A 17,102-nucleotide genomic window follows, 5' to 3' on the forward strand; every position below is an offset into this window, starting at 1 on the left:
TACCTTCGTTGCGCGTTTCCACCCGGCCTCTCGGGGCCGATACACTCCCCATTCCCATACAACTATGGCTAAAATCAAAGTTGCCATTAACGGTTTCGGCCGGATTGGTCGCCTGACGTTCAAGGCGCTGCTCCAGCGCGACAACGTAGAAGTCGTGGCCATCAACGACCTGACCGACAACAAAACGCTGGCTCACCTGCTCAAATTTGACTCGGTGCACGGCCGCTTCAACGGCACGGTGGCCTACGACGAAGAAAGCCTGACTGTAAACGGCCAGCGCATTCATGCTCTGGCTGAGCGCGACCCCAAGCTGCTCCCCTGGGGCGAAATGGGCGTAGACGTAGTACTGGAATCGACGGGCCGCTTCGTAGATGAAGCCGGCGCGGGCCAGCACCTCACCGCTGGCGCCAAGAAAGTGGTGATTTCGGCTCCGGCTACCGGCAACATCCCGACGGTAGTACTGGGCGTGAACGAAGACATTCTGACCGGCGAGGAAACCATCCTCTCCAACGCCTCGTGCACCACCAACTGTCTGGCCCCGATGGCCAAGGTACTGGATGACGTGTTCGGCATCGAGAAAGGCTACATCACCACGGTGCACGCCTACACCTCCGACCAGAACCTGCAGGATGCTCCCCACAAGGACCTGCGCCGCGCCCGCGCCGCTGCCTACAGCATCATCCCTACCAGCACGGGTGCTGCCAAGGCCGTTGGCCTGGTGCTCCCGCAGCTGAAAGGCAAGCTGGACGGTATTGCCATGCGCGTGCCTATTCCAGACGGCTCGACCACGGACCTGACCGTGATTCTGAAGAAGGAAGCCACCAAAGAGGAAATCAACGCGGCCCTGAAAGCTGCCGCCGATGGCCCGCTGAAAGGCATCCTGGAGTACAGCACCGATCCGCTGGTGAGCATCGACATCGTGGGCAACCCGCACTCGTGCATCTTCGACTCGGAGCTGACTTCGGCCAATGGCACGCTGGTGAAAGTGGTAGGCTGGTACGACAACGAAACCGGCTACTCCACCCGCACCGCCGACCTCATTCAGAAGCTGGGCGAGAAAATGAACGGCTAAGCCGTTTGGTTTATCCGCAAACAAAAAGGGCTGCCCGATCGGGCAGCCCTTTTTGTTTGCGGATAAACCAAACGAGTAACGGAATAGGTGAGTAACTGAGTACAGGAGCGGGAAGGCGGCGCAGCGTCCGCAGGGGCCGGAAACAGCAAAGCTGCCGGCTCCTTACATTTACTTTTCTTCGCCCCACTCCTTCGTGCCGCCCGGCTACGTATTGCCCTCACGGTAGGCCAGTCAGGGTCTTGGCTACTCTCTTGTACTCCGCTACTCAGTTACTCTCCCCGTGCGTATCTGCTTTATCCTGAATCCGACTTCCGGCACCAACCGCAGCCAGGATGTGCCGGCGCTGCTGACGCGCTACGCCACCACAGCCGGCGCCGAATTCGCCATCTGGCCCACTCAATATGCCGGCCACGCCGAAGAACTGGCCCGGCAGGCCGCCGCCGAAGGCTATCGGGTGGTGGCGGCCGTGGGCGGCGACGGCACCGTGAACGAAGTAGGGCGGGGGCTGCTGGGCACGCAGGCGGCGCTGGGCATTGTGCCGCGCGGCTCCGGCAACGGCCTGGCGCGCCACCTGCACATTCCGCTGGACTTGCCGGGGGCCGTGCGCCGCGTCTGCCAGCCCACTTTCCAGCGCATCGATACCGGCGAAATCAACGGGCGGCCTTTCTTCTGCACGGCTGGGCTGGGGTTTGATGCTCACGTAAGCAAGCTATTTGCGCGGGCCGGCACGCGCGGGCTCAGCACCTACGTGAAAGTGGCTTTGCGCGAGTACCGCCGCTTCCGGCCCACGCCCGTGCAGGTAACGCTGCAGGGCCAGGAGCTTTTCGATACGCATTGCTACGTGCTGGCCTTCGCCAATGCCGCGCAGTACGGCAACAACGCCTACATCGCGCCCCGCGCCGACATTCAGGATGGGCTGCTCGATGTGTGCCTGATTGATGGGCTGTCGTTGCCGCGGGCAGTGCGTGTGGGGCTGGGGCTGGCGTTGGGCACGCTGGCCGTGTCGGGCGGCGCCGTGTACCATACTTCGCGGCACGTGCTGGTGCGTGCGGCCACGCCGCTGGGCTTCCACGTCGATGGCGACTACGTGGAAGATGCTACCGATTTCGAAGTGGCGCTGCATCCATTGGCGCTGGAAGTAGCGGTGTAGAGTACCGGAGTAGCGGAGTAACTGAGTAAATTTGCGGGCGCTGTCTGGTAGAAGCGGCCGGCAAAAGTCTTGCTTTGCTATCTGGCTGCTTTCGCGGAACAGACACCGGCAGCCTACTCAGTTACTCCGCTACTCTTCAGATACTCTTTCATGAAAGCTGATAAAAACCGCCGTCAGGGCGTGGTATATTCCACTAATCCCGATTTTGAGTACCAGGAAACCGGCGACGAAACCGCCGCTACGCTGCCGCCCCAGCAGCAAAACCTGCGCGTGCAGCTCGACAAAAAGTCGCGTGGCGGCAAGCAGGTCACGCTCATCACCGGCTTCGTGGGCCAGGACGCCGATTTGCAGACGCTGGGCAAGCTGCTGAAAACCAAGTGCGCCGTGGGAGGCAACGCCAAAGACGGCGAAATCATCATCCAGGGCGACTTCCGCGACAAGGTGATGGCCGTGCTGCTCGAAAAAGGCTACAAAGCCAAGAAAGCCGGCGGGTAGAAAAGAGCCGAGTGGTTCCCGCCTGCTTTAACCTGGAACGTCATGCTGAGCTTGTCGAAGCATGACGTTCTGTTTTATAGGCTACTTGACCTCCCGGCTTACTTCCAGCCCCCGCCCAATGCCCGGTATACATTTACGGTAGCATTGAACTGCTGCAGCCGGGTTTCAATCAGTTCGAATCTGGATTCCAGGGCGTCGCGCTGCGTGAACAGGACTTCCGTGTAGTCGGCGCGCGCCGAGCGGAACAGGCTGCTGGAAATGGCACTGGACTGGTTGAGCGCCTGCACCGCCTGCGCTTTCTCCTCATACACCTGCTGCAGATTGCGGATGCTGGCCAGCTGGTTGGCTACCTCCACGTAGGCGTTCAGGATGGTGCGCTCATACTGGTAGGCCGCCTGAATCTGCACGGCATTGGCGCTGCCGTACACCGCTTTGATACCGTTGCGGTTCACCAGCGGCGCTACCAGGTCGCCGGCCAGTGAATACAGCATAGACTCGGGCGTCGACAGCAGCAGCCCGGGCTTGAAGGCGCCGAAGCCGGCTCCGCCCGTAATGCGCAGTGCCGGGTAGAAGTTGGCCCGCGCTACCTGTACGTCCAGCTTCGTGGCCGCTAGGGTCTGCTCGGCCTGCCGGATGTCGGGGCGGTTTTGCAGCAGTTGGGTCGGAATGCCCGCCTGAATGGTTGTGGCCGGCAAGGCGTTGAAGGCGGCGGCAGTGCGGGTGATGGGCTGCGGATACCGGCCGACCAGAAAGTTGAGGCGGTTCTCTGTTTCGATGATGCGCTGCTGAATGGTGTACTGCAGGCTGCGCGTGGTATGCACCTGCGCCTCAAACCGCTGTACGGCCAGCTCCGTAGTGCGCGCCGCGTCCTTCTGCAGCTTCACCAGCTCCAGCGCATTGGTTTGCAGCTCAATGTTCTGGCGCACAATAGCCAATTGGTTGTCAAGGGCCAGCAGCTCGTAGTAGGAGGTGGCAATTTCGGCAATCAGGTTCGTGACCGTGAAGTTGCGGCCCTCCACCGTGGCCAGATAGCGCAGCGCCGCCGACTTGCGGGCGTTGCGCAGCTTGTGCCACACGTCTACTTCCCAGCTGGCAAACGTCCCAATCTGGTAGTTCTGGAGCGGTTCGGGGTTGCGGTGTTCGGGCTGGATGCGGATAGCTTCCTCGGTAGCGCCCGGCAGCGTGTTGCGGCTGGGGCGTTCGGCTTCGGCCTTGGCGCCCAGGCCCACAAAGGGCAGGTATTCGCCCTTGCGGATCTGCACCTCGTTGCGGGCAATCTGGATTTCCTGCAGCGAGATATTCAGCTCCTGGTTGTGCTGCAGGGCCGTATCGATGAGGCCGATGAGGTGAGGGTCAGTGAAGAACTGCCGCCACTGCGTGCGGGCGGTGTTGGTGCTGTCCGTGGTAGTGGTGGCGTAGCTGGCGGGTACCGGGCGGCCGGCGGCTTTGGTAGCCAGCTCGGGCGTTTTGCACGCGGCCACCGAAAGGGCCAGCAGAGTGGCGCTCAGGCCTTGGTAGATGCGTTTCTTAAGCATGAGCATGGCTCGGAACTTCCTCTTCAACAATAACATGGGGTTCGAATTCCGACAGCGGATTCTCATTCTCATCCTGAATCAGCTTGCGGCCGGCGGCCAGCGTGCCAAACACGTAGTACAGGCCCGGCACGAGAATTACCCCGAACACGGTGCCGAACAGCATGCCGCCCAGCGCCGCCGTGCCAATGGTGCGGTTGCCGATGGCACCTGCGCCGTGGGCTAATACCAGCGGAATCAGGCCGGCAATGAAGGCGAAGGAGGTCATCAGAATCGGGCGGAAACGCACTTTGGCGCCTTCAATGGCCGCTTCGCGTACCGTCATGCCTTCCTCGTGCTTCTGCACCGCGAATTCCACAATCAGCACGGCGTTCTTGCCCAGCAAGCCCACCAGCATCACGAGGCCCACCTGAGCGTAGATATTGTTGGCCAGCCCCATGGTTTTGATGAGCAGGAAGGAGCCGAAAATGCCGGCCGGCAAGCTCAGAATTACGGACAGCGGCAGCAGAAAACTCTCGTACTGCGCGGCCAGCACCAGGTACACGAACACAATCACGACCAGGAAGATGTAGATGGCCTCGTTGCCGCGGCTCACTTCGTCCTTCGATAAGCCGCCCCAGTCGATGTCGTAGCCGCGGGGCAGGGTTTTGGCCGCCACTTCCTGCACCGCCTTGATGGCCTCGCCGGAGCTGTAGCCCTGGGCGGCGTCGCCACGGATGGAGGCCGTGGGATACATGTTGTAGCGGTTGATTTCGTTGGCGCCCTGGCCCTTCACAATCTTCATAAAGGCCGAAAACGGCACCATTTCGCCCTTGTCGTTCTTCACCCACATGTCTAGAATGTCCTTGGGCAGGCGGCGGTACTCGGGCGAAGCCTGCACGAATACCTTAAAGAAGCGCTGGTACTTGATGAAGCCCAGCTCGTAGGTGGAGCCCACCATGATGCTCAGCGTGTTCATGGCGTTGCCGATGCTCACGCCCTTCTGCATGGCCAGCTGGTTGTCAATCTGCAGCTCGTATTGGGGGTAGTTGGCCGAGAAGAACGTAAATAAACCGGCCAGCTCCTTGCGCTTCTGCAGGGCCGCCATAAACTCCTCGTTCACCTTTTCCAGTGCCTTATAGTCGCCGGTGCTGGTTTTGTCGAGCAGCTGCAGCTGGAAGCCGCCCGCCGCGCCGTAGCCCGGTACCGCCGGCGGCTCGAAGAACTCAATGGTGGCGCCCGGAATGTCCTTGGCCTTCTCTTCCAGGGCCAGTATCACGTCGTGCACTGATTCCTTGCGCTCGTTCCAGGGCTTGAGGCTGATGATGCAGGTACCGGCGTTGGAGCCGCGGCCTTCAGTCAGGATTTCGTAGCCGGCCAGCGTGGAAATGCTTTCGATACCGGGTACTTTCTCAGCCAGCTTTTGGAGGCGCTGCGAGAGGTCGTTGGTGCGCTCCAGGGTGGAGCCGGGCGGCGTCTGGAGCACGGCGTAAATCATGCCCTGGTCTTCGGCCGGAATGAAGCCCGAGGGCAGGGTAGTGGAGATGCCGAAGATGCCCAGCCCGAAGGCAATCAGCACCGCGAAGGTGAGCACGCGGCGGTCTACCAGGCGTTCCAGCAGGTTGGTGTAGCGGCCGGTCAGGCGCTCGAATCCGCGGTTAAACCAGTCGATGAACCGGTTGATAGGCGTTTTCGGGCGGGGCTGGCCGTGGTTGTTCTTCAGAATCATGGCGCACAGCACCGGCGTCAGCGTCAGGGCCACAATGCCCGAAATGACGATGCTGGCGGCCATCGTAATGGAGAACTGGCGGTAGAAAATGCCCACCGGCCCGCTCATGAAGGCCACCGGCACGAACACGGCCGTCATCAGGATGGTAATGGCAATGATGGCCCCGCTGATTTCGCCGATAACCTCGCGCACCGCGCCGTAGGGCGAGAGGTGCTTTTCCTCCATCTTGGCGTGCACGGCTTCCACCACCACAATGGCGTCATCCACCACAATCCCGATGGCCAGCACCAGCGCAAACAGGGTAATCATGTTGATGGTGAGCCCGAACGCCTGCATGGCCATGAACGCGCCCACCAACGACACCGGCACGGCAAGTATCGGAATCAGCGTGCTGCGCCAGTCGCCGAGGAACAGGAACACCACCAGGGCCACCAGAATAAAGGCGTCGCGCAGGGTGTGAATCACGTTTTCGGTGGAGGCGTCGAGGAAGTTCGACACGTCGTAACTGATCTTGTAGTCCATGCCGGGGGGCATGGTTTTCTTCAGCTCCTCCAGCTTGGCCTTCACGCTCTTGATTACATCGAGGGCGTTGGAGCCGTAGGTTTGCTTGAGTATGATGGCCGCCGAGGGGTAGCCGTCGAGGTTGGAGTAGATGTCGTAGAATTCCGAGCCCAGCTCCACGTTGGCCACATCCTTGAGGCGCAGCGTTTCGCCGTTGGAATTAGCCTTGATGATGACGTTCTTGTACTCCTCCACGTCGTTGAAGCGGCCCTTGTAGGTCAGCACGTACTCCAGCGCCGAGGCCTCCTTACCGTCGGAACGACCGATGCGGCCCGGCGAGCCAATCACGCTCTGGTCGTTGAGGGCTTCCATCACATCATCCACCGACAGGTTGTAGGCCCGCATACGGTCCGGCTTCAGCCACACGCGCATGGCGTACTGGCGGGAGCCCAGAATACTGGCCCGGCCCACGCCATCAATGCGCTGGATTTCGGGCAGCATGTTCACCCCGGCAAAGTTGAAGAGGTACCGCATGTCGGTATTCTTGTCTTTGCTGTAGAGGTTGACGTACATGAGCATGTTGGGCACCACGCGGTTCACCACCACCCCCTCCCGCTGCACCAGCACCGGCAGGCGGTTGAGCACCTGCGCAATACGCGTATTGACGTTTACTACGGCCTGCTCGGGGTCGGTGCCCAGGTTGAACACAATCTGGATGTTGGCCTCGCCGGCCGATACGGCGTCGGAGGTCATGTACTTCATGCCCGGCACGCCATTAATGGCCTGCTCCAGCGGAATCAGCACCGATTCGGTGAGCACCTTGGCGCTGGCGCCCGGGTACGCCGTGCTCACCATCACCATGGGCGGCGAGATTTCAGGAAACTGGGACGTTGGCAACGTGTTGATTGCCAGAACCCCCAGGAACATGATAACCACCGAAATAACGATGGCAAACACGGGGCGGCGAATGAATTTACTGAACATGAAATAGGGAGCTATTCGTGACTATTGGGGCGTCATGCTTGATCTGGCGTCCGCTTGTCGAAGCATCTCTACCGCTTCGTGGCACGGTTCACTAGCCCAGGGTTTAAACCCTGGGCTATGGAGCGGAAATCGTGCAATAAAGAGGGGTTAGTTTGGCGGTAGAGATGCTTCGACTGCGGCTGCGCCTTCGCTCAGCATGACGTTCTTCTTCCGGGAAATGCCCGCCTTATTCCGAATACACTTTCAGGTGCGCAATCACCGACTTGGGCTCCTGGTAGGTGAAGTGGATTTTGTCGCCGTCCTTCACTTTCCGGATGCCTTCCAGCAGAAGCTTATCACCGGCTTTCAGGCCGCCCGTCACGATGTAGAGGTCCGGTATTTCGGCCCCTATGGTCACTTCTTTCTGGTGCACCCGGTTTTTGGCGTCCACCACGTACACAAACTTCTTTTCGAGCACCTCGAACGTGACCTTCTGCGGGATAATGAGGGCGTTTTTCAGGGGCACGGTCATCAGCACAGAACCGGTTTCGCCGTTGCGCAGCAGGCCCTCGGGGTTAGGAAAAGTAGCCCGGAAGGCAATGTTGCCGGTTTCGTTGTTGAAATCGGCCTCAATGGTCTGCACGACGCCGGGATGGTTGAACACCTCATTATTGGCCATTCGCAGCGTTACCCGCGTTTCGTCTTTGGTGCGGGCACGAGTCGTGTAAGCCAGGTACTCGGCCTCGGGCACGTTGAAATAAACCCACATCTTGCTGTTGTCGGAAAGCGTGGTCAGCAGGTCGCCCTCATCCACCAGGCTGCCCAGCCGGGCCTGGAAATGGTCCATCATGCCGCTGAACGGCGCCCGGATGGTGGTGAAGTCGAGGTGGGTTTTGGCCAGGCCGACTTCGGCGTTGGCCTTGTCCAGCTTGGCCTGGGCCAGCGCCAGCTCATTTTTCGATACCACGTTCTTGTCGGCCAGCTGCTTGGTGTTCTGGTACTCCAGGCTCACGTAGTTGGCTTCGGCTTTCGATTTCTGCAGCTCGGCCTTGTACACCATCGGCATAATCTGAAACATCAGCTGCCCCTGCTGCACGTGCTGGCCCTCGTCCACGTAAATCTTCTGCAGATAGCCTTTTTCCAGGGCGCGCACCTCGATGTGCTGAAAGGCCCGAATCTGCGACACGTACTCTTTGGTAATCGTGGTGTCTTTCTGCAGGGCACTGGTAACCAGAAACTTGACGTGGCCTTCTTTTTCCTGGTGTTTTTTGGAGCAGCTAGCCGTGCCGCACAGCACGCCCGCGCCAACCAGCGCGAGCAGGAACCTTCTTTTCATACAAGTGGGATAGTGAGCCTTGGGGAGAGTGGCCGGCCGATTAGGCAGGCCGGGGTGCCGGGCCGGGAAGTGGCGCGGCCGTGAGGTTGCCGGGGCGGCGTCAGGGGCTGAAGCGGACCGTTGGACGCTGCTTCCGGGCAAGGCCCCGCCGGAAAGCCAGGGAGAATTTCTGTTGGTGCATAGCCACGCTGAGGTACTTTCGGGCACAAAGCACGGCGCACATATATGAAGAGGATATGAAGGTGCGCCGCACTTACCGGCAGGGCCGCGCGGCGCGTACAGGGCCCCAGGGCCAGCTGCATCGGCCCGTTCCGGCGCGTTTCCGCTGAAGGTCAGTGGATAAGGCGGCGCCGCTGTTTGCCCGAACGAGGCCGCGGCCGCGTAGGGTAGAATATCGGCTGTTGAAAAGCAGGAGCGGGGCTAAAAATCAATAGCGCAGGCAAACCGGGTAACGCACTGGTAGCAGGCCCGCCGCCAAAGCCGGAACTTGCAGCACCGTACCGATATTTTGTTTCCCTTCATTCCCATCTTTCCCGAATGAATATTTCCCGACTTTCCCTGCTGTTGCTGTGCTGCCTGGTGTGGCGCACGGCCCGCGCCGAGGACATCCAGTCGCCGAACAAGCAGCTGACGCTGAGCGTGAACCTGCAGGCCGACGGCGTGCCCACCTACAGCCTGCGCTACAAAGGCCGCCCGGTGCTGAAAACCAGCAAGCTGGGCCTCGACCTGAAAGGCACCACCAGCCTGACCAGCGGCTTCACGCAAACCGCCGCCGAGCGCCGCACCGCCGACGAAAGCTGGCAGCCGGTGTGGGGCGAGGTGAAAACCATCCGCAACCACTACAACGAGCTGGCCGTGACGCTCACCCAAACCGCCACCAAGCGCGTAATGCGGGTGCGGTTCCGGCTGTTTGATGATGGCCTGGGGTTCCGCTACGAGTTTCCGCGCCAGCCGGAGCTGGCCTATTTCGTGGTGAAGGAGGAGCGGACACAGTTTGCCCTCAACGGCGACCAGAAAGCCTTCTGGCTGCCCGGCGACTACGACACGCAGGAGTACAGCACTGTCACCTCGAACCTCTCCGAAGTGCGGGGCAAGATGAAGGCGGCCACCACGCCCAACGCCTCCCAGACGCCTTTCTCGGCCACGGGCCTGCAAACGCCGCTCATGCTCAAGAGCAAAGACGGCCTCTACATCAACATCCACGAAGCGGCTCTCATCGACTACTCGGCCATGCACCTGGAGCTCGATGACCAGAACTTCGTGCTGGAAAGCCACCTGACGCCCGACGCGGCCGGCGACAAAGGCCTGCTGCAGACGCCCTGCCAGTCGCCGTGGCGCACGGTGATTGTGAGCGACAAAGCCGCCGATATTCTGACCTCGAAGCTGGTGCTCAACCTCAACGAGCCCCCCAAGTTCAAGGACACCAGCTGGATCAAGCCCGTGAAGTACGTGGGCGTGTGGTGGGAGATGATTACGGGCAAGAGCACCTGGTCGTACACCAACCAGGAGAACATCAAGCTCGATTCCATCGACTATACCAAGGTGAAGCCCAACGGCACGCACGCCGCCAACACGGCCCACGTGAAGGAGTACATCGACTTTGCCTCGCAGCACGGGTTTGATGCGGTGCTGGTCGAAGGCTGGAACACCGGCTGGGAAGACTGGTTCGGCAAGCACAAGGACTACGTGTTCGACTTCGTGACGCCGTACCCCGATTTCGATGTGCAGGAGCTGCAGCGCTATGCCGCCGCCAAAAACGTGCGCATGATGATGCACCACGAAACCAGCGGCTCGGTGCGCAACTACGAGCGGCACCTGGACACGGCCTTCCAGTTCATGAATAAGTACGGCTACACCTCCGTGAAAACCGGCTACGTCGGCGACATTGTGCCGCTGGGCCACAAGCACTACGACCAGTGGATGATCAACCACTACAACTACGTGCTGGAAAAAGCCGCCAAGTACAAAATCATGGTGAACGGGCACGAGGCCGTGCGTCCCACCGGCCTGAGCCGGACGTATCCGAACCTGATTGGCAACGAAGCCGCCCGCGGCACCGAGTACGAGTCGTTTGGCGGCAACAACGCCGACCACACCACTATTCTGCCCTTTACGCGCCTGATTGGCGGCCCGATGGACTACACGCCGGGCATCTTCCAGACCAAGGTCAGTGCCTACAATCCGCAGAACAACTCCTTCGTGCACAGCACCCTGGCCCGGCAGCTGGCCCTCTACGTGACCATGTACAGCCCGCTGCAGATGGCCGCCGACCTGCCCGAAACCTACAACAAGCACCTCGACGCCTTCCAGTTCATCAAGGACGTGGCCGTGGACTGGGACGACACGAAAGTGCTGGAAGCCGAGCCCGGCGACTACGTGACCATTGCGCGCAAAGCCAAGGGCAAGAGCAGCTGGTTTATCGGCAGCTCCTGCGACGAGCAGGGCCGCACCAGCACCATCAAGTTCGATTTCCTGGAGCCCGGCAAGAAGTACGTAGCCACCATCTACGCCGACGGCAAGGACGCGCACTACGAGAAAAATCCGCAGGCCTATGCCATCCGCAAGCTCAACGTAACGCGCAAATCCAAGCTGGCGCAATACTGCGCGCCGGGCGGCGGCTACGCCATCAGCGTGATGGAAGTTAAGTAGATAAGCTAGAAAAATCGTTTGTCATCCTGAGCAGAGCGAAGGACCTCCCCACGTTGAACAAAATCGTTCTGGCGTGGGAAGGTCCTTCGCTCTGCTCAGGATGACAGGTTGTTTGTATACCTACTGCCCGCGCAGATGCTGCAACGCCCGCTCCACGTCCTCGGGCGTGTCGATGCCGATGGTTTCCAGCTCGGTTTCGGCGGTCTGGATGCGGTAGCCGGCTTCCAGCCAGCGCAGCTGCTCCAGGCTTTCGGCCAGCTCCAGCGGCGAGGGCGGCAGCTGCGTAATGGCCGTCAGCACGTCGGGGCGGTAGGCGTAGAGGCCGATGTGGCGCAGGTAGCGGTGCTGCTGCAGCCACTCGGTCTCGGGGTGCTGGCGCTGGTAGGGCAGGGGGTGGCGGCTGAAATACAGTGCGTTGCCCTGCGCATCGAGCACTACTTTGGGCAGGTGCGGGCTAAACAGCTCCTCGCTGCTGACGACCGGCTTCACCAGCGTGGCCAGCGGCGGCGGCGGCGGCACGGCAAACAGTTGCACCAGCGCATCAATCTGGGCCGGATGAATGAACGGCTCGTCGCCCTGAATATTGATGATGCAGTCGGCGGCTACGCCCAGCTGCTCATAGGCGTCGCGCACCCGGTCGGTGCCGCTGGGGTGGTCGGGGTTGGTCAGCACGGCCTCGCCGCCGAAGCCCTGCACATGCTCCAGAATCCGCGCATCGTCGGTGGCTACTACCACCCGGCTCAGGCTGGACTGGCGGGCCTGCGCCACCACCCGCTGAATCATGGACTGGCCGCCGAGGTCCACGAGGGGCTTGCCGGGCAGGCGGGTGGAGGCGTAGCGGGCGGGAATGATGCCGATGGCGAGCATAGAAAGCAGCAGGTGGTGAAAACACAAACAACGGGAAAAACTGCCGGGCCGGCTAATGTGGGGCAAGAAGCCGGAGCTAGCCACCCAGACCCGCGCCGGCGGCGCGTTTTCGTAGGCCTGGGTAAAACCCTGGATTTTCCCGAAAACGAGCAATAAAAAACCGATGTCGTGCTATCAGGCTGGGCTACTGCGCGCGAATCCCTAACTTTCGGCAGAATTTATGCACGGCAGCGGTTTTTTGCCGTTTAGTGTCCGTTGCTGCCCTTGCCTGTTGATTGTATGTCCCGATTTTCGTTGCTGTCCGCCGCGTTTGTTCTCTCTGGTTTTTCGGCGCTGGCCGCTCCCGGCCTGGTCACCCCTCCCGACTCCATCGGGGTGGAGTACCGCAATGGCAAAATGCTGATCAAGCACCGTGTGGCGCCCGGCGAAACCCTCTACGGCCTCGCACGCCGCTATAAAGTGCCCGTAGATCAGATTGTGGAGGCCAACGCGGGCCAGAACGGTGCCCTGGTGACCGGCCAGATTGTGCTGGTGCCACGCCAGCGGGCGGTAATGAACGCGCCGGCCGCGCCCAAAGCCACGGCTGCCGCTGCTCCTGCCGGCGGCACTCCGGCTACCTCGGCGGCGGCCCGTGTCCTGCCCACCGATGCCCGCGGCAACCACGTGTATAAGGTAGAAGCCGGCCAGACGCTCTACGCCATTGCCCGCCGCTTCCAGACCACGCCCGCTGAGCTGGCCCGTCTCAATGGCTTCACCACTGCCTACAATGTGCGCGTGGGCGAAACGCTGATTGTGGCTGCTGGCAGCCGCACCACCCCGCCCCGCCGCGAAACTCCGGCGGCTCCGGCCACGCGCGAGCCTGCCGTAGCCGCTACGCCTGCTCCGGCCCGCCCAACTCCCGCGCCCGCCCGCCCTGAGGAAAGCAGCAAGCAGCCCGACACGGCCGCTGCTACTCCTGCCGCGCCCAAGCAGAAGGAGGAAGACCGCACGCCTACCCGCGCCAGCGAAATCGTGCACCGCGTGACGGAAAGCGGCTTGGCCACCAGCATCCCCAACAGCACCACCGACAAGTACCTGGCCCTGCACAAAACGGCCGCCGTGGGCACTATCATGCAGGTGCGCAACATCATGAACGGGCAGTCGGTGTACGTGCGCGTGATTGGCCCGCTGCCCGAAACCGGCGAAAACAGCAACATCCTGGTGCGCCTCTCGCCCCGCGCCGTGCAGCGCCTCGCCACCCCCGACGCCCGCTTCCGCGTGGAAACCAGCTACGTGCCGTAAGTCGAGGAAAGAATCTAAAAATCAGGTCGTCATGCGGAGCGGAGCCGAAGCATCTTGGTAATGTGGTAAATGATTCTACTACACTAGCGAGATGCCTCGGCTCCGCTCCGCATGACGTTCTTTTATTGTCGCAAGTATGAATCACGCCCAGGTCCGCACTATACTGGAGGAAAACTACGCCCGTTACAACCAGCCGGCGTTTATTCTCAACGACCCTATTCAGATTCCGCACCGCTTCACGCAGCGGCAGGACGTGGAAATCAGCGGCTTGTTTGCGGCGCTACTGGCCTGGGGGCGGCGGCCTACCATCATCAGCAAGGTAACTGAGCTGCTGCGTCGCATGGACAACGCGCCTTACCAGTTCATCACTCAGCACTCCGACGACGACCTGAAGGGTCTGTTGGGCTTCTGCCACCGTACTTTCTGCGACACCGACCTGTTGTATTTCGTGCACTGGCTGCGCTGGTTTTACGCCGGCCATGACACGCTCGAAGACGGGTTTCTGCACGGCCGCACGCAGAAAGAGCGGATCGAGAACTTCCACAACCTGTTCTTTAGCCTCGACGACGCGCCCCAGCGTACCCGCAAGCACGTGGCTACACCGGCCCGCGGCTCGGCCTGCAAGCGCGTGAACATGTATCTGCGCTGGATGGTCCGCCAGGACGACCAGGGCGTGGACTTCGGCCTATGGACGCGCCTGCCCATGGCTGACCTCGTCTGCCCCTGCGACGTGCACGTGGAGCGGGTAGCGCGCCGCCTGGGCCTGCTGGACCGCAAGCAGATGGACTGGCTGGCTGCCGAAGACCTTACCGCCCACTTGCGCACCTTCGACCCGAAGGACCCCGTGAAGTACGATTTTGCCTTATTCGGACTGGGCGTGGAAGGGGAGATGTAGCGCTCCACAGCCGCCCATAGTGCGCCAAAAACGAGTAAGCAGCCATGCTTGGTTTCGGCGCGCAGCAAAACGCCTAGATTACATTACGGTTAATGAATCTTTCCCCTCGCTGCGGATGTTTACCTTCGCATTCTCATTCGATTACCGCCTACTTATTACCGACTACCTGATTTGATTCTTCCTCAGAACTTCGAGCAGAAAATAGGATTTGCGCAGCTGCGCGACATGCTGGAAGGCCTGTGCCTGAGCCCGCTAGGCCGCCAGTTTGTGGCCAAGATGAGCTTCCAGACCAAGCACGACCAGCTCCAGAAGCTCCTGCTCCAGACCGACGAGTTCCGCTTCCTGCTGCATAGCGGGGCCGACTTTCCTTCCCAGCACTACCACGACGTAAATCCGCATCTGGTGCGGGCCAGCCTGCCCGGCGCCTACCTCGACGTAGCGGCCTTCTTCGCCGTGAAAATGAGCTTGCGCACCATCCGGCAGGCCCTCACCTTCTTCACGCAGGCCCCCGAAGACCTGTACCCGACCCTACGCCTGCTCGGCATTGGGGTGCAGGTGGACCGCAACCTGCTGGCCGCCCTCGACAAAGTGGTGGACGACGAAGGCCTCGTGCGCGACGACGCCTCGCCACTGCTGCGCCAGCTCCGCCAGGAGCTGATTACACGCCAGGGTCTGCTGCGCAAGCAGATTGCCGGTATTCTGCGCCACGCCAAAAACGAAGGCTGGATTCCGGGCGATGCCGAGCCCACCATCCGGGGTGGCCGCCTGGTGCTGCCCGTTATTGCCGAGCACAAGCGCCGCGTGAAAGGCCTGATTCACGACGAGTCGGCCTCGGGGCAGACGGTGTTCATTGAGCCGGAAGCCGTGTTCGAACTCAACAACGATATCAAGGACCTCGAAAACGCCTACCAGCGGGAGCTGATCCGGATTCTGACGGCCCTGACGGACCAGCTGCGCCCCCACATTCCGGACCTGCGCAAAGCCTACCAGTACCTCGGCCTGCTCGATTTCGTGCGCGCCAAGGCCATCCTGGCGCTGCGGCTGGAAGCTACGCTGCCCGCGCTGCACCCGCGCCCCCAGATGCTCTGGAAAAAGGTGCGCCACCCGCTGCTCTACCTCACCTTCCAGAACCACGCCAAGGACGACCCGCGCGAAGTCGTGCCGCTCGATATTGAGCTCACGCCGGAGCAGCGCATCCTGCTGATTTCGGGGCCGAATGCCGGGGGTAAATCCGTGAGCATGAAGACGGTGGGGCTGGTGCAGTATATGCTGCAGTGCGGCCTGCTGATTCCGGCCGGTGAAGGGTCGGAAGCCGGCATGTTCGATGATATTTTCCTGGACATCGGCGACGAGCAGAGTCTGGAAAACGATTTGAGCACGTACTCGTCGCACTTGCTGAGCATGAAGCAGTTCGTGACGCTGGCCGGCAAGCGCAGCCTGATTCTGATTGACGAATTCGGGACAGGTACCGAGCCGGTGCTGGGCGGCGCCATTGCCGAGTCGGTGCTGGAGCAGCTGAACCGGGCCCGCAGCTTTGGCGTCATCACCACGCACTACACCAACCTCAAGAACTACGCCGAGCGCACGCCGGGCATCGTGAACGGGGCCATGCGCTACGACCCCGAGCAACTGCAGCCGCTCTACCGCCTCGAAATCGGGAAGCCGGGCTCGTCGTTTGCCATCGAAATTGCCCGCAAAATCGGGTTGCCGAAGCAGCTTGTGGAGCGCGCCACGCAGCTGGTGGGCAAGGATAAAATCCGCTACGACCGGCTGCTGGAAGGCCTCGAAAAGGAAAAGGCCGACCTCGAAGCCCGCACCGCCGAAGCCGCCAAGCAGGAGCGCCGCCTCAAAAAAGCTGCCCAGGAATACCAGGACCTGAAAAAGTACCTCGACGACACCACGCTCGACGTGCTGCGCAAGGCCAAGCAGGAAGCCAAACTGCTCCTGAAGGATACCAACCAGCAGATCGAAGCCACCATCCAGGAAATCCGCCTCGGCCAGGCCGACAAGGAGAAAACCAAGGAGGCCCGTGGCAAGCTCGATACGTTTGTGCGCGAGAAGCTGCAGATTGAGCCGCCCAAGCCCAAAGCCACCCGCGAGCTGGCCGAAGCCGGTACGCTTAAAGCCGGCGACAAAGTGGCCCTTATCGGGCAGGAAGGCTACGGCGAGCTGATGAGCGTGAAGGGCAAAACCGCCGAGGTGAGCTTCGGCGGCATGAAAACCATCGTGAAAGTCAGCCAGCTGGAGAAGCTGACGCGCGCCGAAATCCGGGAGCGGGAGAAGGATGCCGCCCGCCGCGCCCCGGCCCAGTATTCCGGCTTCGACACCACGGGCAAGATGTCCGGTTTCAGCCCCACGCTGGATCTGCGCGGCGAGCGGGCCGAAGACGCCCTCAACAAAATCATGTCCTACGTGGACGATGCCGTGATGCTGGGCGTGCCGGAAATCAAGATTCTGCACGGCCGCGGCAACGGCGTGCTGCGCCAGGTGGTGCGCGACTATCTGCACCGCACCCGCCAGGTGGCCAGCGTCGCCGACGAGCACGCCGACCGGGGCGGCGACGGTGCCACGGTGGCCGTGCTGAAGTAGCGCCCAGTCACATAATTTCCCTAAAGAACCCGCTAGGCAACGCGTAGCGGGTTCTTGCTTTTCG

General features: G+C 61.3%; 11 protein-coding genes. 7 read left to right on the forward strand and 4 right to left on the reverse strand.

Annotation, left to right across the window (positions count from 1 at the left end):
* The first annotated feature begins 64 nt into the window (after positions 1 to 64).
* From gap to BUE15_RS06595, 3 genes are all read left to right on the forward strand, one after another.
* On the forward strand, positions 65 to 1,072 hold the full coding sequence (gene gap, locus BUE15_RS06585; RefSeq protein ID WP_073282348.1) for a type I glyceraldehyde-3-phosphate dehydrogenase: 1,008 nt from the start codon (positions 65 to 67) through the stop codon (positions 1,070 to 1,072).
* Positions 1,073 to 1,352: 280 nt separating this feature from the next.
* Complete coding sequence (locus tag BUE15_RS06590; RefSeq protein WP_073282350.1) at positions 1,353 to 2,222, forward strand: diacylglycerol/lipid kinase family protein; 870 nt, start codon at positions 1,353 to 1,355, stop codon at positions 2,220 to 2,222.
* A gap of 150 nt (positions 2,223 to 2,372) precedes the next feature.
* Positions 2,373 to 2,717 carry a translation initiation factor gene (locus BUE15_RS06595; protein ID WP_073282352.1) on the forward strand — a complete coding sequence of 115 codons (345 nt, stop codon included), beginning with the start codon at positions 2,373 to 2,375 and terminating at the stop codon, positions 2,715 to 2,717.
* 98 nt (positions 2,718 to 2,815) lie between these two features.
* On the opposite strand, the gene BUE15_RS06600 is transcribed toward BUE15_RS06595, so the two are convergent.
* From BUE15_RS06600 to BUE15_RS06610, 3 genes are all read right to left on the reverse strand, one after another.
* Entirely contained in the window at positions 2,816 to 4,252 is a 1,437-nt protein-coding gene (locus BUE15_RS06600) for a TolC family protein (RefSeq protein WP_073282614.1), read from the reverse strand.
* Positions 4,245 to 7,442 carry an efflux RND transporter permease subunit gene (locus BUE15_RS06605; protein ID WP_073282354.1) on the reverse strand — a complete coding sequence of 1,066 codons (3,198 nt, stop codon included), beginning with the start codon at positions 7,440 to 7,442 and terminating at the stop codon, positions 4,245 to 4,247. Before BUE15_RS06605 ends, BUE15_RS06600 begins: the two co-directional genes overlap by 8 nt.
* 226 nt (positions 7,443 to 7,668) lie before the next feature.
* Positions 7,669 to 8,757, reverse strand: a complete 1,089-nt coding sequence (locus tag BUE15_RS06610) for an efflux RND transporter periplasmic adaptor subunit (protein WP_073282356.1) — start codon at positions 8,755 to 8,757, stop codon at positions 7,669 to 7,671.
* 537 nt (positions 8,758 to 9,294) lie between these two features.
* On the opposite strand from BUE15_RS06610, the gene BUE15_RS06615 reads away from it, so the two are divergent.
* Positions 9,295 to 11,406 (forward strand): glycoside hydrolase family 97 protein, encoded by a 2,112-nt coding sequence (locus BUE15_RS06615; RefSeq protein WP_073282358.1) that lies wholly within the window; start codon positions 9,295 to 9,297, stop codon positions 11,404 to 11,406.
* A gap of 120 nt (positions 11,407 to 11,526) precedes the next feature.
* On the opposite strand, the gene kdsB is transcribed toward BUE15_RS06615, so the two are convergent.
* Positions 11,527 to 12,273 carry a 3-deoxy-manno-octulosonate cytidylyltransferase gene (kdsB, locus tag BUE15_RS06620; protein ID WP_073282360.1) on the reverse strand — a complete coding sequence of 249 codons (747 nt, stop codon included), beginning with the start codon at positions 12,271 to 12,273 and terminating at the stop codon, positions 11,527 to 11,529.
* A gap of 279 nt (positions 12,274 to 12,552) precedes the next feature.
* Here kdsB and BUE15_RS06625 point away from each other — a divergent pair, with 279 nt between their 5' ends.
* The 3 genes from BUE15_RS06625 to BUE15_RS06635 all read left to right on the forward strand — a co-directional run bounded on the left by BUE15_RS06625 (position 12,553) and on the right by BUE15_RS06635 (position 17,038).
* Positions 12,553 to 13,554, forward strand: a complete 1,002-nt coding sequence (locus BUE15_RS06625; protein ID WP_084548871.1) for a LysM peptidoglycan-binding domain-containing protein — start codon at positions 12,553 to 12,555, stop codon at positions 13,552 to 13,554.
* A 136-nt stretch (positions 13,555 to 13,690) separates the two neighbouring features.
* Positions 13,691 to 14,449, forward strand: coding sequence for a TIGR02757 family protein (locus tag BUE15_RS06630; protein ID WP_073282362.1), 759 nt, complete (start codon positions 13,691 to 13,693; stop codon positions 14,447 to 14,449).
* A gap of 171 nt (positions 14,450 to 14,620) precedes the next feature.
* A complete protein-coding gene (locus tag BUE15_RS06635) occupies positions 14,621 to 17,038 on the forward strand; it encodes an endonuclease MutS2 (RefSeq protein ID WP_073282364.1) in 2,418 nt (805 codons plus the stop codon).
* Positions 17,039 to 17,102: the final 64 nt, after the last annotated feature.

Source organism: Hymenobacter psychrotolerans DSM 18569, assembly GCF_900142395.1.
Taxonomy (GTDB): domain Bacteria; phylum Bacteroidota; class Bacteroidia; order Cytophagales; family Hymenobacteraceae; genus Hymenobacter; species Hymenobacter psychrotolerans.

What these genes read in the sequence shown, in the direction of transcription:
- BUE15_RS06630 (WP_073282362.1), top strand. Translation starts at nt 13,691, where the DNA reads ATGAATCACGCCCAGGTCCGCACTATACTGGAGGAAAACTACGCCCGT.
- BUE15_RS06595 (WP_073282352.1), top strand. Translation starts at nt 2,373, where the DNA reads ATGAAAGCTGATAAAAACCGCCGTCAGGGCGTGGTATATTCCACTAAT.
- BUE15_RS06600 (WP_073282614.1), bottom strand. Translation starts at nt 4,252, where the DNA reads ATGCTTAAGAAACGCATCTACCAAGGCCTGAGCGCCACTCTGCTGGCC.
- BUE15_RS06605 (WP_073282354.1), bottom strand. Translation starts at nt 7,442, where the DNA reads ATGTTCAGTAAATTCATTCGCCGCCCCGTGTTTGCCATCGTTATTTCG.
- BUE15_RS06625 (WP_084548871.1), top strand. Translation starts at nt 12,553, where the DNA reads ATGTCCCGATTTTCGTTGCTGTCCGCCGCGTTTGTTCTCTCTGGTTTT.
- BUE15_RS06610 (WP_073282356.1), bottom strand. Translation starts at nt 8,757, where the DNA reads ATGAAAAGAAGGTTCCTGCTCGCGCTGGTTGGCGCGGGCGTGCTGTGC.
- kdsB (WP_073282360.1), bottom strand. Translation starts at nt 12,273, where the DNA reads ATGCTCGCCATCGGCATCATTCCCGCCCGCTACGCCTCCACCCGCCTG.
- BUE15_RS06615 (WP_073282358.1), top strand. Translation starts at nt 9,295, where the DNA reads ATGAATATTTCCCGACTTTCCCTGCTGTTGCTGTGCTGCCTGGTGTGG.
- gap (WP_073282348.1), top strand. Translation starts at nt 65, where the DNA reads ATGGCTAAAATCAAAGTTGCCATTAACGGTTTCGGCCGGATTGGTCGC.